Source organism: Clostridioides sp. ES-S-0010-02 (genome assembly GCA_020641055.1).
Lineage (GTDB): Bacteria > Bacillota > Clostridia > Peptostreptococcales > Peptostreptococcaceae > Clostridioides.
In genome coordinates, this window is sequence record CP067345.1 from 609110 (window position 1) to 633823 (window position 24714).

Below are 24714 nucleotides of genomic sequence, written 5' to 3' on the forward strand. Positions count from 1 at the left end.
CTTATATATAAAGTGACTTCAAATGAGAAAAAAATAGTATTAATTATGACGATTTATGTAAGTTGAAAAGTTTTAACACTTAGGGCTGTTAGTAGGGAACAGTAAATATGTTAATTATTAAGAGTGTTAGGGCATCAATATAAATTAAAAATCAAATGAAGGAGGCATTTTATTATGTCAATAACTTTAGAAACAGCTCAAGCCCATGCAAATGATCCAGCAGTATGCTGCTGTAGATTTGAAGAAGGAACAATAATAGCACCAGAAAACTTAGAAGACCCAGCAATATTTGGAGATTTAGAAGATTCAGGATTATTAGTTATTCCAGAAAATCATTTAACAGTTGGTCAAGTATTAGGAGCTAAATTAACAAAAACTTTAGATGCATTATCTCCAATGACTACAGATAATGTAGAAGGATATAAAGTAGCAAAAACAGATGCTGAAGAATCTGCTAAAGAAGTAGAAGCTCCAGTAGCTCCAGTAGCTCAAGTAACGCCAGCTCAAGGTGCTACAGTTCAAGCTACAACAGGTCAAGTAATAAAAATACACATAAAAGAAGGTAAAGATATAAACTTAGAAATACCTTTGAAAATAGCTGCTCAAATGGGAGTAGTACCACAAAAATAATAGTTGAAATATAACTATTAAAGCCGGTTTTAATTTACTTGATTCCTCAGTTAAGGGGTTACCTGTTGAGGAATCGAGATTTAAAATAATAAATAAGAAAATAATGTAAGGAGGTATTTTATACTATGTCAATAACTTTAGAAACAGCTCAAGCCCATGCAAATGACCCAGCAGTATGTTGTTGTAGATTTGAAGCGGGAACAATAATAGCACCAGAAAACTTAGAAGATCCAGCAATATTTGCAGACTTAGAGGATTCTGGATTATTAACAATACCAGAAAATGGATTAACTATAGGTCAAGTACTAGGAGCTAAGTTAAAAGAAACTTTAGATGCTCTATCTCCAATGACTACAGAAAATGTAGAAGGATACAAAGCAGGAGAAGCTAAAGAAGTAGTAGAAGAAGCAGTAGTAGAAGAAGCTCCAGCAGCTTTAGAAGCAGTAGTGCCAGTAAGCACAGGAGTTTTAGGTGAAACAGTTAAAATACACATAGGTGAAGGTAAAGATATAAGCTTAGAAATACCTTTATCAGTAGCTGGTCAAGCGGGAGTTGTTGCTCCAGTAGCAAACGTTGCTGCTCCAGTAGCAGGTGCAGTAGCAGAAGTAGCTCCAAAAGCTGAAGAAAAGAAATTATTAAGAAGCTTAACTAAAAAACACTTTAAAATAGACAAAGTTGAATTTGCTGATGAAACTAAAATAGAAGGAACTACTTTATACATCAGAAATGCAGCAGAAATATGTAAGGAAGCTAATGACACTCAAGAATTAGTTGTTGATGTTAAATTAGAAATAATAACTCCTGATAAGTATGAAACTTACAGTGAGGCTGTATTAGATATACAACCAATCGCTACTAAAGAAGAAGGCGAATTAGGTTCAGGTATAACAAGAGTTATAGATGGAGCTATAATGGTATTAACTGGTACAGATGAAGATGGAGTTCAAATAGGTGAATTCGGTTCTTCAGAAGGTGAATTAAACACTACTATAATGTGGGGTAGACCAGGTGCTGCTGACAAAGGTGAAATATTCATCAAAGGTCAAGTAACAATAAAAGCTGGAACTAACATGGAAAGACCAGGACCTTTAGCTGCTCACCGTGCTTTTGATTATATAACTCAAGAGATAAGAGAAGCTTTAAAGAAAGTTGACAACTCTTTAGTAGTAGACGAAGAAGTAATCGAGCAATATAGAAGAGAAGGTAAAAAGAAAGTTGTTGTTATAAAAGAAATAATGGGACAAGGTGCAATGCATGATAACTTAATATTACCAGTTGAACCAGTTGGTACATTAGGAGCTCAACCAAACGTTGACTTAGGAAACATGCCAGTTGTATTATCTCCACTTGAAGTATTAGATGGTGGTATCCATGCATTAACTTGTATAGGACCTGCATCAAAAGAAATGTCAAGACATTACTGGAGAGAGCCATTAGTAATAAGAGCTATGCAAGATGAAGAAATAGATTTAGTAGGTGTTGTATTTGTTGGTTCTCCACAAGTAAATGCTGAGAAATTCTATGTATCTAAGAGATTAGGTATGTTAGTTGAAGCTATGGAAGTTGATGGAGCTGTAGTAACTACTGAAGGTTTCGGAAACAACCATATAGATTTCGCATCTCACATAGAGCAAATAGGTATGAGAGGTATACCAGTAGTTGGTGTAACTTATTCAGCAGTTCAAGGTGCTCTAGTTGTTGGTAATAAATACATGACTCACATGGTAGACAATAACAAGTCTAAGCAAGGTATAGAAAATGAAATATTATCAAACAATACATTAGCTCCAGAAGAGGCTATAAGAATCATGGCTATGCTTAAAAATGCTATTGCAGGTGTAGAAGTTAAAGCTCCTGAAAGAAAATGGAATCCAAATGTTAAGTTAAATAACATAGAGGCTATAGAAAAAGCTACAGGAGAAAAAATAGTATTAGAAGATAATGAGCAATCTTTACCAATGAGTAAGAAGAGAAGAGAAATATACGAAAAAGACGAAAACTAAAATTTAGATAATAACTAAGATTTAGATAACAATATAAATTTAGATCCAAGTTTAAAATAAGTATAGAGAGGTAAAATTATAATGGATAGATTAAAATATATCTCATCAGAGACTTTTTATGAGGGTGTTATAGTCGAAATCATGGGTGGTGGAGTAACTATAGACCTAAAAGGTAGACTTGGACAATTTAAAATACCTAATAGAATGCTTATAACTGACTACGAACTTAAGATAGGTCAAGAGGTTGGATTCATGCTAAGCTATCCTGAGGTATTAAGTCCAGAACCTAATCATGAGTATGTAGAAAATATTAGGAGAGAAAAAGAAAAGCAAGCAGAAATGCAAGCTAAAAAGAAGCAAGAAGAAGAAAAATAATAATAATTAATCGTTTGAAAATAGAAGGGAGAGGAAATATATGAGCCTTACAACAGTACAAGGACTTCAATCTGAAATATTTGTTCCAATAACACCTCCTCCAGTTTGGACTCCTGTAACTAAAGAATTAAAAGATATGACTATAGCTTTAGCTACAGCAGCTGGTGTTCACTTAAAATCTGACAAGAGATTCAATCTAGCAGGAGATACTACTTTTAGAGCTGTACCTAACACAGCTACAGTTGATGAAATGATGGTATCACATGGTGGATACGATAATGGAGATGTAAATAAAGATATAAACTGTATGTTCCCTATAGATAGATTACATGAATTAGCTGCAGAAGGATTTATAAAAGCAGTAGCTCCTATGCACTATGCATTCATGGGTGGTGGAGGAAACCAACATGTCTTCACTGAAGAAACTGGTCCTGCTATCGCTGCTAAACTTAAAGAAGAGGGAGTAGACGGTGTAGTCATGACAGCTGGCTGAGGTACTTGCCATAGAACTGCCGTGATCGTGCAGAGAGCAATAGAGGAAGCTGGAATACCTACAATAATAATCGCAGCTCTTCCTCCAGTAGTTAGACAAAACGGAACTCCTAGAGCAGTTGCTCCATTAGTTCCAATGGGTGCTAATGCTGGTGAACCACATAACATAGAAATGCAAACACATATATTAAGAGATACATTAGAGCAATTAGTTGCTATACCATCTGCTGGTAAGATAGTTCCATTACCATACGAATATAAAGCTCACGTTTAAAATGTAATTTATATTTGAAAATACAAAACCCTTCTCCTACATAATTAGGAGAGGGGTTTTAAGAACAAAGGTGGCTATTATGGAAGAAAAAATAATGAGAAGACTTGTTATAAAACCGTTTCATATGAATGAAGTTAATTTCGGTTCAAAAACTTCTATAAAGAAAGATGTACTTACAATTGATTTATCAAGTATAGATGAAATAAAAGCAAGAGAAGATTTAATAACAGATATAAAAGTAGATATTATAAAACCTGGAGACTATGACAGGGAAATTAATACTATTATGGACATTATACCAATATCAACCAAAGTTTTAGGCAGATTGGGAGAGGGAATTACACATACTTTAACTGGTGTATATGTAATGCTAACTGGTGCAGACGAAGATGGAAATCAAATGCATGAATTTGGTTCTTCAGAAGGAATTTTGAGTGAACAAATGGTGTTTGGGAGATATGGGACTCCATCAGTTGAAGACTATATAATCCATGTGGATGTAACTCTTAAGGGAGGTTTACCTTTTGAAAGAACACTTCCACTTGCAGCATTTAAAGCATGTGATGATTTTATACAAGAAATAAGAACGTCTTTGAAAATGGAAGACGGAAGAAATGCTACTCAAGTTCGTGAATATTTTGACAAAATTCGACCAAATGCAAAAAAGGTTGTCATAGTAAAACAAATAGCAGGTCAAGGGGCTATGTATGACAATCAGTTATTCTCAAAGGAACCTAGTGGTTTTGAAGGAGGAACATCAATTATAGATATGGGAAATGTACCTATGATTATATCTCCTAATGAATATAGAGATGGTGCCCTTAGAGCTATGACTTAAGAGAGGTGGATATTATGGGAATAGGACCTTCAACAAAAGAAACATCTCTTCATCACTTTAGAGACCCACTTTTGGATATAGTTGAAAGTGATAAAGATGTAGATTTACTTGGAGTAATAGTAGTAGGAACTCCAGATGGAAATGAAAATAAAACTTTTGTAGGACAGAGAACAGCTGCTTGGCTGGAAGCTATGAGAGTAGATGGAGCTATAGTCTCTTCAGATGGTTGGGGAAACTCACATGTTGACTATGCTAATACATTTGAAGAAATAGGAAAAAGAGATATACCTGTAGTTGGAGTAACATTTAATGGTACTCAAGCTAAGTTTGTTGTAAGCAATCAATATATGGATACCATAGTTGATATGAATAAATCAAAAGAAGGTATTGAGACAGAAGTTGTTGGAGAAAACAACACAAATGAGATTGATGCTAAAAAAGCTTTGGCATTTTTAAAATTAAAAATGAGAAAGCATGGATAAAAAATTTAAGTAAGGGGATGAGTTTTGTGGGAATTTCTACATCAATGAAAAACACATCACTTCAGATTTTTAGAGACCCATTACTTGATTTAATAGACAATGATCCTGACGTAGATTTGCTAGGAGTAGTTGTAGTTGGTACATCAGAGCACAATGAATGGAAATCCTTTTTATCAGCCAGGCTTGGAAGATGGGTTGAAGCATTGCGACCTGATGGAGTGATTATAACCTTAGATATGGCAGGAAACCAGCATATTGATTTTACAAATGCTATATCAGAGTTTGTAAAATCAGACATACCTACAGTAGGTCTTACTATTATGGGAGCAGATGGTCTAGTAGTTACCAATCAGTACTTAGATAAAGCTACCATAATTGATTATAAAAAGACAACAGGCTACATAGAAACAGAAGTAGTTGGAGACAATCACTTGGATGAAGTTGATGTAAAAAAAGCATTAGCTTTTCTAAAACTAAAAATGCGTAAAAACGCAAAATAAACCTAAGGGGGAATTTGATATGAAATTTAGCAGAAGTATACAAGCTATAGACTCTCATACAGCAGGAGAAGCAACTAGAATAGTTGTAGGTGGAATACCTAACATAAAAGGAAATTCTATGCCTGAGAAAAAAGAATATTTAGAAAAAAATCTAGATTATTTAAGAACTGCTATAATGTTAGAGCCAAGAGGACATAATGATATGTTTGGTTCTGTAATGACTCAACCTTGTTGCCCAGATGCTGACTTTGGAATAATCTTCATGGACGGTGGCGGATACCTTAACATGTGTGGCCATGGTACAATAGGAGCTATGACAGCAGCTATAGAAACAGGTGTAGTTCCAGCAGTAGAGCCTATAACTCATGTAGTTATGGAAGCGCCAGCAGGAATAATAAGAGGGGACGTTACAGTTGTAGATGGAAAAGCTAAAGAAGTATCATTCTTAAACGTACCAGCTTTCTTATATAAAGAAGGTGTTGAAGTTGACTTACCAGGTGTTGGAACAGTTAAATTTGATATATCATTTGGTGGAAGCTTCTTTGCTATAATACATGCAAGTCAATTAGGTTTAAAAATAGAACCTCAAAATGCTGGTAAATTAACTGAACTAGCTATGAAACTTAGAGATATAATAAACGAAAAAATAGAAATACAACATCCAACTTTAGCTCATATAAAAACTGTAGATTTAGTTGAAATATATGATGAGCCAACTCATCCAGAAGCTACTTACAAAAACGTAGTTATATTTGGTCAAGGTCAAGTTGACAGATCTCCATGTGGAACTGGAACAAGTGCTAAATTAGCTACTTTACATGCTAAAGGTGAATTAAAAGTAGGAGAAAAATTCGTATATGAAAGTATATTAGGAACTTTATTCAAAGGTGAAATAGTTGAAGAAACTAAAGTTGCAGATTTCAATGCTGTAGTACCTAAAATAAGTGGTTCTGCTTATATAACTGGATTTAATCACTTTGTAATAGATGAAGAAGATCCACTTAAACATGGATTTATTCTTAAATAGAAACAAATAAATTGGGAAATTAAAATAGAATAGTAACCTCTTGCTGGTTACTATTCTATAGCTTTTAGGCTATAAGATTCAGAATATATAAAAAAATAAAAAAACAGGAGGATGGATTATGGTAGCAATCTTAAAGGCATTATACGTAGTATTCGCAGCAATCTTTGCAGTTGTATTTGGTAAAGACGTAGCTAAAGCAAACAAAGAGGGGAAACTAGAAGAACAAAGTACTCCAAAAGTTGCTGTAACAGGATTTATAACAGATTTTTTTGATACATTAGGAATAGGCTCATTTGCTCCAACAATAGCAATGTCAAAAGCTTTAAAATTAAACATACCAGATAAGAAAATGCCTGGTACGTTAAACGTAGCACATACTATTCCAGTTGTTACTGAAGCATTTATATTTACATCAATCATACCAGTTGATGGTGTAACTCTAGTATCTATGGTTGTAGCAGCAGCAGTTGGTTCATATATAGGTGCAGGAATAATAGCTAAAATGGACGAAAGAAAGATACAAATGGTTATGGGTGTGACTCTAGCATTAACAGCAATATTAATGTTATTAGGTCATCCTTGGGTTAATGTATTACCAGGTGGAGGAAATGAATTAGGTCTTACTGGTGTTAAGTTAGTAATAGGTGTAGTAGGTAACTTTATACTAGGTGCTTTAATGACAGCTGGTATAGGACTATATGCTCCAGGTATGGCAATGGTTTACTTCTTAGGAATGTCTGCAAAAGTTGCGTTCCCAATAGTTATGGGTTCTTGTGCATTATTAATGCCAGTTGCAAGTATGAAATTCATAAAAGAAGATGCATATACTAAAAAAGCATCAGTTATAATAGCTATCTGTGGTTTAATAGGGGTTTTCGTAGCAGCATATATAGTAAAAACTTTACCAATGGATATATTAAAAGCATTAGTAATAATAGTTATAGCTTACACTTCTGCTACAATGATAATGGCTGCAAATAAAAATAAAAAGACTGCTTAGTATTTATTAAATATTACAGCTAACAATAAAAATTATAAACTGCTTTGGAACGTTAATATTAATGTTCTAAGGCAGTTTTTTATTTATTAGATATAATTATATAAAGCAATTAGTGTGCCAATTATACAATATATATATAAGTTTAGTAAATTAAGTATAAATATAGCTATATTTTCTAAAGTTAAGGTGTAAACTGAAGTTAAATATTTAAATTTAATACTAGATATAAGAAAAAAAGTTAATATATTGATGTATATTAACAAAAATATTAGTATAATAAGTCGAATATAACTTATAATTGAAGAAAATTGAGTTTATAATGACTTGATAGTTATCTGAATCATTTGAATTAATTTGAAATATTGATATTGCTTATGTGTATAAATTAGCCTTGAGTTATATATGACTTAAAAGTAGATAAGGAGTAATTTAATAATTAATTTTGATTAAAATAAATAATATATTGTATGAATCCATAATAGTTTTACAAACTTTAAATCAAAAGATTAAATGAAATTTATAAATAAATAAAAAGTTTTAAACAGCAATCAAAGATTTGTAATAAAATACATCACTCACAAATATATTTATTATATAAGCTGATACCAGAAATATAAGAATTAACAATTGTGGAGGGATAAAATATGATAGCTGTTAAAGATGAGAATAACGTAGTAAACTTAAGAGGGGAGTTAGACAATAAGCTAGAATTTAGTCATGAGATATTTGGAGAGAAATTTTATAATGTGAAAATAAAGATAAACAGACTAAGTGATTCCTTTGATACACTTCCTATGACTGTGTCAGAGAGACTTCTTCAAGATATTGATATCAATAAACAAAATTTAGTCAATGTTGTAGGTCAATTGAGATCATATAATAAAACCTTAAATAATAAAAATAGATTAGTGCTTACAGTATTTGTTAGAGAAATAAAGGCTATAGAGGAGGAAAATAAAGACCCAAACAGCATATTTCTAGATGGGTATGTATGTAAAGAGCCTGTGTATAGGAAAACTCCTTTAGGAAGGGAAATAACTGATTTATTGGTAGCTATAAACAGACCTTATAATAAATCTGATTATATACCATCAATAGTTTGGGGGAGAAATGCAAAGTTTGCAAAAAACTTAAAAGTTGGTGATAGAATACAGCTTTGGGGTAGAGTTCAAAGTAGAGAGTATGAGAAAAAAATAGATGAGGATAATGTAGTGAAAAAAATGGCATATGAAGTATCTATATCAAAAATAAAAAAATTAGATGAAAATAATAATGATTAAATATTAAAAATATATTGTTTTTTCATTAAAAAAACTAATAAATTTGCTATAATAATATATTAAAAATAAATAAAGATTGTTTAAAAAAATACTAATGAAATATCTCTTGAATAGTTGCTCGCCATTTATTATAATGTAATCTGTACATAATTTATAATTGAGAAAATGAAGAGGTGAAGCATTGTGAAAAGCATATTATATCAGATAAATAGACAGCCAGTTAAAGCTAAATATACATCTGATGAATTAGAATGTTTTTTGGATACAATTGAGTATAATGTAGGGGATAAAATATTGCTTGTTGGCCATATAGGAAACCTAGGCAAGAGATTAAGAGGTCTTGGTACTTCTGTAACTATACTAGAGAATAGTAACTATGAAGATGTATGTTATTCTTTAGTATATAATGAAAATTGCAATGTAGTTAAAGGTAAGTTAGAGTTTTTGCCGTTTGATGATAATCAGTTCAACAAGATAATAATAGTAGACCAATTTAATGTTATTACAGATTGTGAAAAAGCTTCATCTGAAATACAAAGAGTTTTAAAAGGTAATGGAGAGGTTATATTAGAAGATTTAAACTTAAAAAATTTAAAAGTTAAACTAAACTATCTTAAGCATAAATTTTGTGGTTCTGTAGCAAAGATTCACTATCCACATGAAGTATTTAATATATTTTCAAGATTAAATTTTGATGGTATGATTAAAGAGTCAAATAAATTAAAATATATTTATGTGGGAAAAAGAAGATAAATGAGTTAAAATATAAATATGGATATAATATAAAAGACTAGGTTAAGCCTAGTCTTTTGTTATAAGGAGATGTAGATATGGAAATAAATTATGAGTTAATAATAATTGTTATGCTCTTTGTAATCCTAATGTCAATTCAATTTACTTTAAATAAGATATATTTAATCCTTAAGGAAATAAGACAAATACTTATGTTAAGAAAAAATAAGGAATGATAACTATGATAGATTTAGAATATATAAAATCTGATATTCAGAACATAGCTGAAGCTATAGTTTCAGTACTCAATATAGATGTAACTATAGTAAATAGAGACTTATTTAGGATTGCGGGTACAGGTATATATGTAGATAAAATAGGTGAAAAAGTAGATAAATATACAGCTTTTAAAAAGTCACTTACAGAACAAATTACAATACTAATTGATGACCCAAAGAGCAGTGATATATGTAGAGAATGTTATAAAAATAATGTCTGTGTGGAGTTTGCAGAAGTATGTTGCCCAATTATATGTGATGGAGAGTCTCATGGTGTTATAGGTCTTATAGCATTTACGAAAGAACAAGCACAGATTATAGAAAATAATAAAAGTGGACTTATAAACTTTTTATGTAAGATGGCAGACTTGATATCCAATAAACTAAAAGCTCAAATTAAAACGTACGAACTGGAATTAGAAAAGAAAAAATTAGAGACTTTATTAAACAATATGGATAAAGCTGTTGTGTCCATTGATGTAGATGGTAAGATTGATAAATATAATTCAAAGTTTAAAGAACTTTTCAATCTAAAGGACAATATAACTGGGAAAGATATATTCACTGAGTTAGATTTTATAAAGAAACCTTCTATAAATAACTTTAAGAAGGACAAATCATGTAGCTTTTTTTATAGGAGATACGGATATGATTCAAAAGGGATATATAACATCAATAAAATAGTATTAAAAAATGAACTAAAAGGATATGTTATTGACTTTATAGATAAAAGAGATGCTATAAAAAACTACAATAAGATGAATAAAGATTATAAGATAAAACTGGAAAATATAATTGGAGAGAGTATGGCTATAAGAAATTCAAAAAAAGAAGCCTTAATGGCTTCTAAATCTACTTCAACAGTACTTATTACTGGTGAAAGTGGAACAGGTAAAGAGCTATTTGCAAGAGCTATACACAACCATAGTAATAGGGTAGATAATCCTTTTATAGCTGTAAACTGTGCAGCGATACCAGATAATTTATTAGAGAGTGAATTATTTGGATATGAAGAAGGTGCTTTTACAGGGGCTAAAAAAGGTGGAAAACTTGGTATGTTTGAAATAGCCCATAAAGGAAGCATATTTTTAGATGAAATAGGAGATATGAGCTTGCATTTACAGTCAAAGTTGTTGAGGGTATTACAAGAAAAAGAGCTCAACAAGATTGGTAGTAAATCTAATGTTCTTATAGATGTAAGAATTATTGCTGCGACAAATAAAGATTTAGAAAAAATGGTTCAGAATGAAACTTTTAGAGAAGATTTATATTATAGATTAAATGTCATACCAATAAAGCTCCCAAGTTTAAGAGAAAGAAAAGATGATATACCACTTATAATAAAGCATATGATTAGAGAATACTCAAAAAAACTAGATAAAAATGTTATCGATATAGATACTAGGGTTGTCGATGCTATGATTGAATATAGGTGGCCAGGGAATATAAGAGAATTGCAGAATATTATTGAATACAGTGTGAATATGTCTTCATCTCCAATAATTACGATGAATGTAATTCCTCAGAAGATTAAAAATACATCAATAGAAGAATTAGAAGTTAGAAGTGATAAGATAATTCCATTAGAAGAACTTGAGAAAATTGAGATAATAAAAGCTTTAAATAAATACAAAGATTATAAAAGAGATAAAGAATTAACAGCCAAGGCACTTGGAATATCAAGAGCCACATTATATAGAAAAATTGAAAAATACAATATAATTTCTTAGTGATATAAAGTAATATAAGAATACAATAAAAAGTGATATAAAATTTAAATGTAAACAAATAACAATAGTCTATAAAGAGTAGTGGATGCTTAAATCCTGAGAATCTAAAAAATAGTAACTATTAAAATAATAATCGTCTCAAAATGATATAGAATCTCATTTTGAGATTTTTTTTTGTCTTTTTGCGAAATTGTCGTCTATTTAGCGAGTAAAAAAAAAATAAAATCTATATCTGAGTAAAAAAAAATATAATTAAAAGCAGTTATTTCAATGGATATACAATATCAAAGTGAAAAAATTGAAAAAAACAAAAAATGTGGCATGTATTTTGCTACAAATATAGATAAGAAATTATTTAAGTACTAAAATTAAACTTAATTGGGAGGTTTATATATAATGAGAGATATAAGAAAAGAATTAGTGGAAATGTTAAAAGCAGAGGTTAAACCAGCAGTAGGATGTACTGAGCCAGTAGCTTTAGCTCTAGCATGTGCAAAGGCAAAAGAATTACTAGGAGAAGAAATAGTAGAAAATCATATGTTAGTTAGCCCTAGTATCTATAAAAATGGTATGTGTGTAGGTATACCAGGAACTGAAAGATTAGGATTAAAAATAGCAGCAGCTCTAGGGATAATAGGAGGACATTCTGAAAACGGATTAAGTGTATTAGAAACTTTAACAAAGGAAGAAGTTAAAATAGCAGAAGATTATATGGACAATACTCCTTTATCAATAACACCTGCTGATACAAGAGAGAAAGTTTTTATAGAAGTTGCATTAAAAGGAGCAAATCATAATGCTAAAGTTAGAATAAGAACTAAACATGATAACTTTACATTTTTAGAAAAAGATGGAGAAGTATTATTGGATAATGAACCAAAAGTATCAGTTTCAAATGCTTCAGCAGAAAAAGTTGAGAGCTTAATGGATACTGTAACTATACAAGAATTAATAAAGAATGTAGAAGGCATTGATTTCAAAGATATAGAGTTTTTACTAGATGGAGTAAAAATGAATGAAGAAATGGCTGAATATGGATTGAAACAAAAGACTGGAATTGGTGTTGGATACGGAATCAAAAAGTCTATGGAAGAAGGTCTTTTAGGTAATGATGTTATAAACTATGCAATGATGTTAACTGCTGGAGCTTCAGATGCAAGAATGGCAGGAGTAAAAATGCCTGTTATGAGTTCAAATGGTAGTGGAAATCACGGATTAACAGCAATTCTTCCAATTGTTGCTTACAACAAAAAATTCCCACAATCTGATGAAAGACTAGCAAAAGCTTTAGCTATATCTCATTTAGTAACTGGTTATATTAAGAATTATACAGGTAGATTATCTGCTGTATGTGGCTGTGGAGTTGCAGCATCTACTGGAGCAACTGCTGGTATATCTTGGCTTATGGATGGAAGCGAAAAACAAATAGAAGGTGCAATAGAAAATATGATAGCTGACTTAAGTGGAATGATATGCGACGGAGCAAAAGCTGGTTGTGCATTAAAATTATCATCTGCTGCATCTGCTGCAATACAAAGTGCTATAATAGCTAAGCAAGACTGTTTTGTACCACCATTAAATGGTATAGTTGGTTCAAGTGTTGAGCAAAGTATACAAAACTTAGGAAGAGTAAGTGATAAAGGTATGTCTATAACAGATGAGATAATATTAAATGTAATGAATGACATGAATAAAGTTGATTAATATATTACAATATTTCTTATATTGCAATATATAGTAAAGCTGATATAAATAAATTTAATTAGTACCCTCTAATAAATTATGATTATGTATAAATGGGAAAAACTTGCTAGTGCAAGTTTTTTCTTTTTTGTCTAAAATATATAGTATATGATTTAGTAGAGATATATGATTTACTTAAAATAGATAATATCTTGTTAATAATTGTTGAATATACTTAAAAACTCAATAATATTGGCTAATATTGAATAAGAGTATTGAAAAAGTGAGCAATCTCTTATAAAATTAAGAAGGATTATTACAATTGGAGGTCTTTTTATGGATATAGAAACAAAAAAATGGGAAGTATTGTATTCAGAAGAAAAAATTAATGATAAATTAAAAGAATTAGGAGCAATTATAGAGAAGGACTACAAAGATAAAAATCTTATGATTGTGTCTCTATTAAAAGGAAGTTTTATATTTTGTGCAGATTTAGTTAGAAATATAAACTTACCTCTTAGAGTCAACTTTATGACTACTTCTAGTTATGGAAACAGTGAAGAAAGCACTGGAACAGTTAAGGTTGTTTCAGATGTAACTACTGATATAAAAGGATATGATGTATTGGTTGTAGACGATATTACTGACTCTGCCTTAACTATGGATTTTGTTTTAAAGCATCTAAAAGCTAAAAATCCTGCTAGTTTAAAATGTTGTGTACTTTTAGACAAGCCAAGCAGAAGAAAGGTTGATTTAGTACCAGATTATTGTGGGTTTGAGATAGAAGACAAATTCGTAGTAGGATATGGATTTGATTTTGGGGATTACTATAGGAATGTTCCTTATATATTTAATGTAACTGATGAAGATAGATAAGCAATTATTTAATTTTATAGGTATCTCGATATGATTTTGATAAATTATATTGAGGTACCTTTTTATTTTTAGGTCTGATTTGGAATTATATTCTATTTATATCAAGCTATAAGTCCAACATAGTAAAATTGTTTTGATAGTTTTATCCAAGTTTTAATTCTGTGTTTGGAAATATAAAAAAATTTTGAAAATTTGATAGGAAATACGATTTTTAATTGTATTAGTAGTTGTAGAAGCTTTTACAAAGGAGGAGTTAACTTGGAGGATAAATTGATAATTAAAAATATAATAAAGAAAAAAGAAAAGGGTATGGAAATGCTTATAGATGAGTATGGGAATTTTATAGCATCTATAGTTAGAAGGACTCTTATGAATGCTAAAATTTATGAGGAAGAATGTATTGATGATGTGCTTTTGGCAATTTGGAATAACATAGAAAAATTTGATAATGAAAAAAACTCTTTTAAAAACTGGATAGGTTCTATTTCTAAATACAGAGCGATTAATTATAGGAAAAAGTATATAAGTAGTAACACTTATTTAAATATAGAACATGAAGAAATACCATATATAGATAAAGAGTTGAGTATGAGAGAAATTGAAGAGGAAATAAATGACCTTATAGGCACATTAAATGATAAAGATGCAGAAATTTTTAGAAGATATTATTTAGAAGATGTATCACTAAAGGATATAGCTATACAAAATGAAACCACCGTTGAAAACTTACATAATAGATTATCAAGAGGAAGAAAGAAGTTGAGGCTGCATTTAAATAAAAAGAAAGTTTAGAGATAAGATAATTAAGAATTTAAATATAGAAAATATAGAATAAAAGGAGAATTTTTATGAAAGATAAATTTGATTTATTTAATGAAACAAATATAGATATAGAAAAATACGATGATGTTGTATTAAGTAATAAAGAAAAAGATGAAATGAAGAAGAGAATGAAATCTAAGGTTCAATATAGTAAAAAGAATAATTTTAAGAGATATGCTTTAGTAGGAGGATTATCAGTGGTTATTTTAGGTTCAACTGCATTTACTAATGAAACTACCTTAGCATATATGCAACATCTTGGAAAGCAGATAGAATATTTCTTTAATAAGGATACTGAAGAACTTAAACCTTATAAAAATATTGTAGATGATGTTGCTACAGATAAAGGAATAGATATAAAGTTAAATGAGATTATGCTTGGCGATGGAGAATTATTTTTAAATATAAGTGTTGATGATAGTAAACTTGATAAAGATGCTTTGGGATTAAAGAAACAAGAAGGATTTTTAGGAATTGATGATATCAAAATAAAGGTTGGAGATATGAATTTTGTTTCAATAACAGGTCCTTCCACATCAGAAAAAAATAAAGATGGTACTACTAATATGGTTATGACTTGTAAGCTTGATAATCTGGATAAAGATGGAGATGGAAAAGGCGATATTGAAAATTTTGATTTACTAAAAAATGTGGATTTAAATAAAGACTATGATATAAATATAAGTATAAATAAAGTTGAGTATGAATTAAATAAAGATATAAAAACATCAAAAGAGATAGAGATAGGAAATATGGGAGGAGTAGAGGGTGAACACCTAAATGGCTATCTTAGCGGGAATTGGACATTTAATACAAGTATAAATGGTTCAAATATAGTCAAAGATACAAGAGTTTATAATGTAGATAAAAATGTAAAATTAAAAAATAAAAATATTGATGTGGATTTAGTCTTAAAAGAAGTAAGAGTCTCTCCTACGAAAATCAGAGTGATTTATGGATTTAAAACTAACAAATATAATTTCAATAAAGGTGATGATACACCAAAGATACTTGAGTTTGCACTTAAAGATGGAAGAGGAAAAGATTTAGAATTACTTAGTGGAGCAGGAGGTTATGACTTAAGTTACTCTAAGGGTAATTATATTGAATCTTCTTTAGAGTATGAAATTAAGAAAGATGTTAAAAACTTAAAAATAACGCCAACAATAGAAGATTGGAGTAAAGAAATTAATAATATAATAGAATTTAAAAATCAAAGTATAGATGTTGATATAAGTAAATAGATGTTGACATAAGTAAATAGATGTATTATCACATAATAAATTGTCTATTCATATAATTATATAGAGCAATGTTAGATACTTATATAATATTGCTCTAATTTTAAAATAGAGAGGATTTATTATATGGATGATTACAAAGACAATTTAGGTCCAAGTTTATATCAAGATGTAGGACCAACGGGACCAACAGGACCAATTGGTCCTACAGGTCCTAAAGGAGCAACAGGGGCAACAGGAGCAAATGGAATAACAGGCCCAACAGGAAATACAGGAGCAACAGGAGCAAATGGAATAACAGGCCCAACAGGAAATACAGGAGCAACAGGAGCAAATGGAGCAACAGGAGAAACAGGACCTAGAGGGGCAACAGGAGCAACAGGAGCAAATGGAATAACAGGCCCAACAGGAAATACAGGAGCAACAGGGGCAAATGGAATAACAGGACCAACAGGAAACAAAGGAGCAACAGGAGCAAATGGAGTAACAGGAGCAACAGGTCCAGCAGGAGCAACAGGAGCGACAGGGTCAACAGGAAATACAGGAGCAACAGGAGCAACAGGGGAAAATGGAATAACGGGTCCAACAGGAAACACAGGAGCAACAGGAGCAACAGGGGCAAATGGAATAACAGGACCAACAGGAAACACAGGAGCAACAGGAGCAAATGGAGCAACAGGAGCAACAGGTCCAGATGGAGCAACAGGAGCAACAGGACCAACAGGAAATACAGGAGCAACAGGAGCAGATGGAGTAACAGGAGCAACAGGGGCAATAGGAGCAACAGGTCCAACAGGAGCAGATGGAGAGGTAGGTCCAACAGGGGCAGTAGGAGCAACAGGTTCAGATGGAGCAATAGGTCCAACAGGAGTAGATGGAGCAACAGGCCCAACAGGAGCAGATGGAGCAGTAGGCCCAACAGGAGCAGTAGGTCCAACAGGAGCAGATGGAGCAACAGGTCCAACAGGGGCAACAGGAGCAACAGGAGCAGATGGAGCAGTAGGTCCAACAGGAGCAGTAGGAGCAACAGGTCCAACAGGAGCAGATGGAGAGGTAGGTCCAACAGGAAATACAGGAGCAACAGGAGCAGATGGAGCAGTAGGTCCAACAGGAGCGACAGGAGCAACAGGTCCAACAGGAGCAACAGGAGCAGTGGGAGCAACAGGCCCAACAGGAGCAGATGGAGTAGCAGGAGCAACAGGAGCAACTGGTGCAACTGGTGCAAATGGAGCAACAGGTCCAACAGGAAATACAGGAGCAACTGGAGTAGCAGGAACAGCAGGAGCAATAGGTCCAACAGGTCCAACAGGTGCAAATGGAGCAACAGGAGCAACAGGAAACACAGGAGCAACTGGAGCGAATGGGGCAACAGGTCCAACAGGAAATACAGGAGCAACTGGAGTATTAGCATCAAACAATGCACAATTTACGGTATCTTCTTCGAGCCTAGTGAATAACACATTGGTTACATTTAACTCATCATTTATAAATGGAACTAATATAACTTTACCAACAAGTAGTACTATAAATCTTGCAGTTGGAGGAGTGTATAATGTATCTTTTGGTATACGTGCTACGCTTTCACTTGCAGGGTTTATGGCAATTACGACTAACTTTAATGGAACAGCTCAAAATAACTTTGTAGCAAAAGCAGTAAATACACTTACCTCATCAGATGTAAGTGTAAGTTTAAGTTTTTTAGTTGATGCTAGAGCAGCAGCAGTAACTTTAAGTTTTACCTTTGGCTCAGGAACAACAGGTACTTCTCCAGCTGGGTATGTATCAGTATATAGAATACAATAATTTATATGATAAATAAAGAAAACTAGATTATATAACAATAAGTGAAATAATATCTAAGAGAATATTTATATGCAAAAGAAAGATATATAAGTTATAAACTTTAGAAATATGTTAAAATCTCAATCTATTAAGTATTCAAATTTTCAAATATGGATATTTAACTAGATTGAGATTTATTATGTATAAAAAAATTATCCTAATATATCTGACATTTTATAAAGTCCAGACTTTCTACCAACTAAAAATTTAGCTGCAACTATAGAACCATCTGCAAAGACTTCATCAGATTGAGAATGGTGACTTAATGTAAGAACTTCATTATCACCTGCAAATATAACATCATGGTCACTGATTATATTACCACCTCTTATAGAGTGTATTCCAATTTCATTTGATTTCCTTTTACAATCTCTACCATATCTTCCATATCTATTTTCACTTTCAGGTAAGACCTCTTTAATTGCATTGGCTATCATATTAGCAGTACCACTAGGAGCATCTTCCTTTCTGTTATGATGCTTTTCTATGATTTCAATATCAAAGCCTTCTAACATTTTTGATGCATCTTTAACTAATTTTATTAAAATATTTACACCTAGAGATGTATTTGAGGATAATAATATAGGAATATTTTTTGATGCTTTTTCTATTTTATTTAATTCATCCTCATCATATCCAGTAGTAGCTAATACTACAGGGGTATTGTTTTTTAGTGCGTATGATAAGATTGGGTCTAAAGTTTCATGATGTGAGAAATCTATTATAACATCAGCTTTTTCAGTTACATCAGTCATTGTCTTAAAAAGTTTCGTATCACCATGATAAGTATTTTCATCAGCAGACCTAGCTACACCACAAACTAACTCTAATTCACTATCTTTTTTTACACATTCTGCTAACACTCTTCCCATCGTTCCATTATAACCGCTAATTATAACTTTTAACATAAAATCCTCCTATGAAATTAATAAAAATTTGTTATATTTCTATAAGTTTATTTTATCACTAATATAATTTATATAAAATAATATTAGTCATAATAAACTTATAATTTGCTGGATATTAAAAAATTTTATTTATATTTAACATATATTAAATATAAGTTTGTATATCTTAAAATTTACTTAAAAATCAATATTAATATATTAAAATCAATAAAGATACATCTTTAAAAATATATAAATTTAGAGTATTAATTTTAAACCCAACAATTTGAGCATTAAAAGTGATATTATTAAATTAGAAGTATCTTAACTTAATATAATAAGATGGGAGAGGTGGCTATGTTAAATGAAGAAAAAACTTATCAAGAAAAGGATGCTAAAGCATTTAATGGAGTAGTAGCTTTGATAATGATTATCTTGTTTTTAGTAGTTTCAATAGGTGTTATGGTTTTTGGAATAATAAAACTTGACAATGGATTTACTGGAATAGGTTCGTTTATGTTAGTTTTAAGTATTTTATTTATAGTGATAGATTTTATACTGTGCTTTGGACTAAAAATGATTAACCCAAAAGAAGCTATAGTTCTAGTTTTATTTGGGAACTACTATGGAACTATAAAAAAAGAAGGATACTATTGGGTAAATCCATTTTGTTCAGCAGTAAATCCAACATCATCAGGAATTAATGTATCAAAATCTTCATCTACTGAAAAAGTAGATATATCCTCTAATCCAAGAGGAAAGAAAGTATCTTTAAAAACAATGACTCTTAATAATGAAAAGCAAAAAGTTAATGACTTATTAGGAAATCCTATTATAATAGGTGTTGTTGTAATTTGGAAAGTTATAGATGCAACTAAAGCTGTATTTAATGTTGATAATTATAATACTTTTTTATCAATTCAATGTGATTCAACTATTCGTAATGTTTCAAGACTTTATCCATATGATGTGTCTGAAGATGGTGATGAAAAATCTCTTCGTGGTAGTAGTCAAGAGATAGCAGATAAATTACAAAAAGAATTACAATCTAGGGTAGATATTGCAGGAATTGAAGTATGTGAAGTAAGAATTACTCACCTTTCTTATGCACCAGAGATTGCAGCGGCTATGTTACAACGCCAACAAGCAGAAGCTATAATAGCAGCACGTAAAAAGATTGTTGAGGGGGCTGTAAGTATGGTAGAGATGGCATTAACTAATTTAAGTGAGAATAATGTCGTGACTTTAGATGAGGAACATAAAGCAGCTATGGTGAGCAATTTATTGGTTGTTCTTTGTGGTAATAAAGATGCACAACCAGTAGTAAATAGTGGCTCAATTTATTAGTATAAAAGTAATATCATTAAATTAAGAGTATTTAATTAATATGTAATAAAATCAAGAGTGCTTAGCTTGTATATAAGAAAATCAGTAAATTAAGGATATTTTAATTAGAGTGTAAGAAAATCAATAAATTAAAAATGTTTAAATTGCATGCAAGTAAATTAAGGTGATGTAACAAAGATAAATTAAATAGCTATAAAAAAGAGGGTGTCTCTAATGAATTAAATTCATATAGAGACACCTTTTAATCAATAATATTATTTTATAATTAGTCTAAGCTTCTAAGGTCTTCCATAAGTTTAGTCTTGTCAGCCGTTTTTTCGTCTTTCATTTTTATAACTTTAGCAGGAGAACCAGCAACAACAGCACCAGCTTCTACATCAGTAGTTACAACAGCACCAGCTGCAACAACAGCACCTTTACCGATTCTAACACCTTCAAGAACAACTGCATTAGCTCCTATTAAAACATCATCTTCAACTATAACAGGAGTAGCAGAAGGTGGCTCTAAAACACCAGCAACAACAGCACCAGCGCCTAAATGAACATTTTTACCAAGAGTACCTCTAGCACCAATAACAGCATTCATATCTACCATAGAACCTTCACCGATAACAGCTCCTATATTTATAACAGCTCCCATCATTACAACAGCATTTTTTTCTATAGTAACCATATCTCTTATTATTGCACCTGGTTCGATTCTTGCATGTTCACTTAAAGTATTTTTTAGAGGAATAGCAGAATTTCTTCTATCATATTCCACATGAGTATCTATTATATCGTTACCATGTTTATCTAATACTTCCATTATATCTTCATAGTCACCTACAAATACATAAGAACCATTGTTTCCAAATACTTTAAATTTATCAGTTGATTGGAAATGTAAAGAGTTAGTATTTACATATACTTTAACAGGTGTTTTCTTTTTAACTTCTTTTATATATCTTGCTATTTCATAAGCATCGTTTAAATTTACCATTTGTTAATTCTCCTTGTATTTCATTATATTTCTTTTATTATATACTCAGATATACTAATTTATCAACTTTAGTATATACTTACTACTATTTATTTTTTAATAGCATTATTATTTTAGCATAATATTGAGTAAATTTATTTGTTATATCATATATTTTTACTTGTTTATATTTTTTACTTGTGATATAGATTTTTACTATCCTAACATGCTATCCATGTTATAAAATCCTGGTTTTTGTTTAACCAAGTATTTAGCAGCAGCTATAGAACCACTTGCAAAAATACCACGAGATTGAGCTTGATGACTTATTGTAAGGACTTCATTATCTCCAGCAAATAGAGCATCATGTTCACCAACAATATTTCCACCTCTTATAGCATGGATACCAACCTCATTTGGTTGTCTTTTTGCACTACGCCCATATCTACCATAATTATTTTCAACGTTTGGTAAAACCTCTTTTATAGCGTTAGCAATCATAACAGCTGTACCACTTGGGGCATCTACTTTTCTGTTGTGATGTTTTTCTATTATTTCTATATCGAATCCTTCTAATAATTTAGCTGCATCTTTAACCAATTTCACTAATACATTTACACCAAGAGACATATTATATGATTGGAATACAGGAATAACTTTAGCCGCTTCATGTATTCTATTAATTTCTTCATCATTATATCCAGTAGTAGCAATTACTAAAGGAGTTTTAGTTTTTAAAACATAAGATAAAATATTATCTAAATTAGAGTGATGAGAAAAATCTATAACTACATCAGCTTCTTCAACTATAGTATTCATATCTTCATAAATTTTAAGATTGCCTTCACAGCTATCCATACCTCTAGCTGCAACACAAACTAATTCTAGTTCACTATCATCTCTTATAGTATCGGCTAAAATCTTGCCCATTTTTCCATCATAACCAGTTGCTATAACTTTTAACATAATTTCCTCCTATGATTAAGGGCTAACTTTTGACCAAACTTAGTCTTTTATCATGCATTAATTTGTACTATGCATTAACTTTTAGTCCAAAGTTAACTAATTCTTTCTTTAATACCTCTAAGTTTGCTGGGTCCATTTCTGCTAGAGGAAGTCTTAAATCTCCAACATTGAATCCTAATAAATTCATTGCAGTCTTAACTGGTATAGGATTTACTTCTATAAATAAAGCAGCGATTAAAGCATCCATACCAAGTTGTAATTTTCTAGAACCTTCTATATCGCCTTCAAAGAATTTAGCTACTAAATCGTGTGTTTCTTGAGGGCAAACATTAGCAAGTACTGATATAACTCCTTGACCTCCTAAAGACAATAAAGGAAGTATAGTATCATCATTACCAGAGTAGATAGCAAAGTCGTCTGGAACTAAGCTAGCTATTTCTGCAACTTGTCCTAAGTCCCCACTAGCTTCCTTTACAGCAACTATATTATCTATCTTAGCAAGTTCAACTATGAGACTAGGGCTTATATTAACACAAGTTCTTCCAGGTACATTGTAAAGTATAATTGGAAGTTTAACACTGTTAGCGATTGTTTCAAAATGACGTTTAAGTCCAGCTTTATTGGCTTTATTGTAATAAGGAGTTATTATTAATAGAGCATCTACTCCTAATTTTTCAGCTTCTTGACTTAAATTAACTGAGTGCATAGTATCATTAGAACCACTTCCTGCGATAACAGGAACTCTTTTATTAACTTTTTCAACAACATACTTAATAGTAGCAAGTTGTTCTTCATCAGTCATAGTATTAGCTTCGCCAGTAGTACCACAAGCTACTATAGCATCAGTACCGTTAGCGATTTGGTATTCAACTAATTCACCTAATTTGTCAAAATCAACTTTGCTATCCTTTGTAAATGGAGTAACTAGAGCAACAGCAGAACCTTTAAATATCATAAAAAATCAATCCCCTCTTTTTTAGTTTTGTGTTTTATATTACAGTTACTTCTAATGCTTATCTTTACTTATTATTAATATTTTACAAAATCATATATTTATACAAATTTGTATACTATACTAAATCATATGATATAGCCATTTCAGCTATTTGGATTGCATTAGTTGCAGCACCTTTTCTTATATTGTCAGCAACAACCCAAAGGTTTACACCATTATCAACACTAAAGTCTCTTCTAATTCTTCCAACAAACACTTCATCTCTATCATCAAATTCTACAGCAGTTGGATATTCATTTTTAGCAGGATTATCAACTACTACAACTCCTGGAGCTTCTTCAAGTGTTTTTACTAAGTCTTCTAATTCAAATGGATTATTAAACTCAATGTTTATAGATTCACTATGACCATTTTTTACTGGAACTCTTACAGTAGTTGCAGTTATTTTTAAGTCGTAGTTATCAAGTATTTTCATAGTTTCGTTTACCATTTTCATTTCTTCCTTAGTATATCCATTTTCAGTAAATGAATCTATATGAGGAAGACAGTTATAAGAAATTTGATGTGGATAGAATCCAGTAGGATTACCAGTCATTCCTTTTTCTAAATCTTCAACCCCTTTAACACCAGAACCAGATACAGCTTGGTAAGTAGAGTAAACAACTCTCTTAATTTTGTATTTGTCATCAAGAGGTTTAAGAGGAACCATAGCTTGTATAGTAGAGCAGTTTGGATTAGCTATTATACCTTTATGTTTTTTTATAGCTTCTGGATTTACCTCAGGAACAACCAAAGGAACATCTGGATTCATTCTCCATTGACTAGAGTTATCTACTACCAAGATTCCATTTGATGCAGCTATTGGAGCATATTTTTCACTAATGCTTCCTCCAGCAGAGAATAACGCTATTTGTATTCCTCTATCAGTAAATGAAGTTTCTTTTAATTCTTCTACTATATATTCTTTACCACAAAACATTACTTTAGAACCAGCAGATTTAGAAGAAGAGAATAAAAATAGATTTTCTATTGGAAAATTTCTTTCTTCTAATACTTTTAAAAATGTTCTACCTACCATTCCAGTAGCACCAACTATTGCCACATTTACTTTTTTCATATTAAATTCACCCCAATTTTTAATTATTAAAACATTATTTGATTTTAGCTATACAAGTAAGATATGTTAATATTTTTATATGTCTAAAAACTTTAATATTATATTAACAACTTTAATTATATACAAAAAACGTACAAAGGTATACTTTGTACGTCTAGTTTATCACTCAAAGTAAACCCTGTAGCTCATCACCTATACAAATAAGTGACAGTATTACACATCTTATGTGTAATCCCAGAAAATATTATTGCAAGAAATATTTTCTTCGGCTATAAATCCTTTTTCCAATCATTAACGCTTGCCAGCTCCTATTGGATACTCTTATTTACAGCTACCTCTACCCTAGGTTAATAGGATATTAAAATTTGATTATTCT

General features: G+C 31.0%; 23 protein-coding genes. 18 read left to right on the top strand and 5 right to left on the bottom strand.

The features are described from left to right. Positions 1–174 precede the first annotated feature (174 nt). The 17 genes from JJC01_03245 (at position 175) to JJC01_03325 (ending at position 18066) form a co-directional block, all read left to right on the top strand. Positions 175–630 carry a sugar transporter gene (locus tag JJC01_03245; protein UDN58897.1) on the top strand — a complete coding sequence of 152 codons (456 nt, stop codon included), beginning with the start codon at positions 175–177 and terminating at the stop codon, positions 628–630. A gap of 125 nt (positions 631–755) precedes the next feature. Beyond that, positions 756–2633: a D-proline reductase (dithiol) proprotein PrdA gene (prdA, locus tag JJC01_03250; GenBank protein UDN58898.1), complete on the top strand. Its 1878-nt coding sequence runs from the start codon at positions 756–758 to the stop codon at positions 2631–2633. Between the two features lie 81 nt (positions 2634–2714). Beyond that, positions 2715–3008, top strand: coding sequence for a hypothetical protein (locus JJC01_03255; GenBank protein UDN58899.1), 294 nt, complete (start codon positions 2715–2717; stop codon positions 3006–3008). 40 nt (positions 3009–3048) lie between these two features. Further along, positions 3049–3774, top strand: coding sequence for a D-proline reductase (dithiol) protein PrdB (gene prdB, locus JJC01_03260; protein ID UDN58900.1), 726 nt, complete (start codon positions 3049–3051; stop codon positions 3772–3774). Between the two features lie 79 nt (positions 3775–3853). Beyond that, complete coding sequence (prdD, locus tag JJC01_03265; protein UDN58901.1) at positions 3854–4612, top strand: proline reductase cluster protein PrdD; 759 nt, start codon at positions 3854–3856, stop codon at positions 4610–4612. 14 nt (positions 4613–4626) lie between these two features. Beyond that, a complete protein-coding gene (locus tag JJC01_03270; GenBank protein ID UDN58902.1) occupies positions 4627–5094 on the top strand; it encodes a proline reductase in 468 nt (155 codons plus the stop codon). A gap of 17 nt (positions 5095–5111) precedes the next feature. Next, on the top strand, positions 5112–5594 hold the full coding sequence (locus tag JJC01_03275; GenBank protein ID UDN58903.1) for a proline reductase: 483 nt from the start codon (positions 5112–5114) through the stop codon (positions 5592–5594). A gap of 19 nt (positions 5595–5613) precedes the next feature. After that, on the top strand, positions 5614–6621 hold the full coding sequence (locus JJC01_03280) for a proline racemase (protein UDN58904.1): 1008 nt from the start codon (positions 5614–5616) through the stop codon (positions 6619–6621). A 118-nt stretch (positions 6622–6739) separates the two neighbouring features. Further along, positions 6740–7621: a TSUP family transporter gene (locus JJC01_03285; GenBank protein ID UDN58905.1), complete on the top strand. Its 882-nt coding sequence runs from the start codon at positions 6740–6742 to the stop codon at positions 7619–7621. 644 nt (positions 7622–8265) lie between these two features. Then, positions 8266–8901 carry a single-stranded DNA-binding protein gene (locus tag JJC01_03290; GenBank protein UDN58906.1) on the top strand — a complete coding sequence of 212 codons (636 nt, stop codon included), beginning with the start codon at positions 8266–8268 and terminating at the stop codon, positions 8899–8901. Positions 8902–9084: 183 nt separating this feature from the next. Further along, positions 9085–9654 carry a methyltransferase domain-containing protein gene (locus JJC01_03295; GenBank protein UDN58907.1) on the top strand — a complete coding sequence of 190 codons (570 nt, stop codon included), beginning with the start codon at positions 9085–9087 and terminating at the stop codon, positions 9652–9654. Positions 9655–9865: 211 nt separating this feature from the next. Beyond that, a complete protein-coding gene (locus tag JJC01_03300; GenBank protein UDN58908.1) occupies positions 9866–11641 on the top strand; it encodes a sigma 54-interacting transcriptional regulator in 1776 nt (591 codons plus the stop codon). 396 nt (positions 11642–12037) lie between these two features. Continuing rightward, positions 12038–13345, top strand: a complete 1308-nt coding sequence (locus tag JJC01_03305) for a serine dehydratase subunit alpha family protein (protein ID UDN58909.1) — start codon at positions 12038–12040, stop codon at positions 13343–13345. 315 nt (positions 13346–13660) lie between these two features. After that, positions 13661–14200, top strand: a complete 540-nt coding sequence (gene hpt / locus JJC01_03310) for a hypoxanthine phosphoribosyltransferase (protein UDN58910.1) — start codon at positions 13661–13663, stop codon at positions 14198–14200. 258 nt (positions 14201–14458) lie between these two features. Continuing rightward, a complete protein-coding gene (locus JJC01_03315) occupies positions 14459–14992 on the top strand; it encodes a sigma-70 family RNA polymerase sigma factor (protein UDN58911.1) in 534 nt (177 codons plus the stop codon). 56 nt (positions 14993–15048) lie between these two features. Continuing rightward, on the top strand, positions 15049–16266 hold the full coding sequence (locus JJC01_03320) for a DUF4179 domain-containing protein (protein UDN58912.1): 1218 nt from the start codon (positions 15049–15051) through the stop codon (positions 16264–16266). Between the two features lie 123 nt (positions 16267–16389). Further along, entirely contained in the window at positions 16390–18066 is a 1677-nt protein-coding gene (locus JJC01_03325; protein UDN58913.1) for an exosporium protein, read from the top strand. Positions 18067–18257: 191 nt separating this feature from the next. On the opposite strand, the gene JJC01_03330 is transcribed toward JJC01_03325, so the two are convergent. Further along, positions 18258–19013, bottom strand: a complete 756-nt coding sequence (locus tag JJC01_03330) for a 4-hydroxy-tetrahydrodipicolinate reductase (GenBank protein UDN58914.1) — start codon at positions 19011–19013, stop codon at positions 18258–18260. Positions 19014–19349: 336 nt separating this feature from the next. Here JJC01_03330 and JJC01_03335 point away from each other — a divergent pair, with 336 nt between their 5' ends. After that, positions 19350–20339: an SPFH domain-containing protein gene (locus tag JJC01_03335; protein UDN58915.1), complete on the top strand. Its 990-nt coding sequence runs from the start codon at positions 19350–19352 to the stop codon at positions 20337–20339. 265 nt (positions 20340–20604) lie between these two features. On the opposite strand, the gene dapD is transcribed toward JJC01_03335, so the two are convergent. From dapD to JJC01_03355, 4 genes are all read right to left on the bottom strand, one after another. Further along, positions 20605–21321, bottom strand: coding sequence for a 2,3,4,5-tetrahydropyridine-2,6-dicarboxylate N-acetyltransferase (gene dapD, locus JJC01_03340; GenBank protein UDN58916.1), 717 nt, complete (start codon positions 21319–21321; stop codon positions 20605–20607). A gap of 195 nt (positions 21322–21516) precedes the next feature. Continuing rightward, the gene (locus JJC01_03345) at positions 21517–22266 is read right to left on the bottom strand and encodes a 4-hydroxy-tetrahydrodipicolinate reductase (GenBank protein ID UDN58917.1); all 750 of its coding nucleotides are present in this window, start codon (positions 22264–22266) and stop codon (positions 21517–21519) included. 67 nt (positions 22267–22333) lie between these two features. After that, the gene (locus JJC01_03350; protein UDN58918.1) at positions 22334–23221 is read right to left on the bottom strand and encodes a 4-hydroxy-tetrahydrodipicolinate synthase; all 888 of its coding nucleotides are present in this window, start codon (positions 23219–23221) and stop codon (positions 22334–22336) included. A 115-nt stretch (positions 23222–23336) separates the two neighbouring features. After that, positions 23337–24338 (bottom strand): aspartate-semialdehyde dehydrogenase, encoded by a 1002-nt coding sequence (locus JJC01_03355; GenBank protein ID UDN58919.1) that lies wholly within the window; start codon positions 24336–24338, stop codon positions 23337–23339. Between the last annotated feature and the right edge of the window lie 376 nt (positions 24339–24714).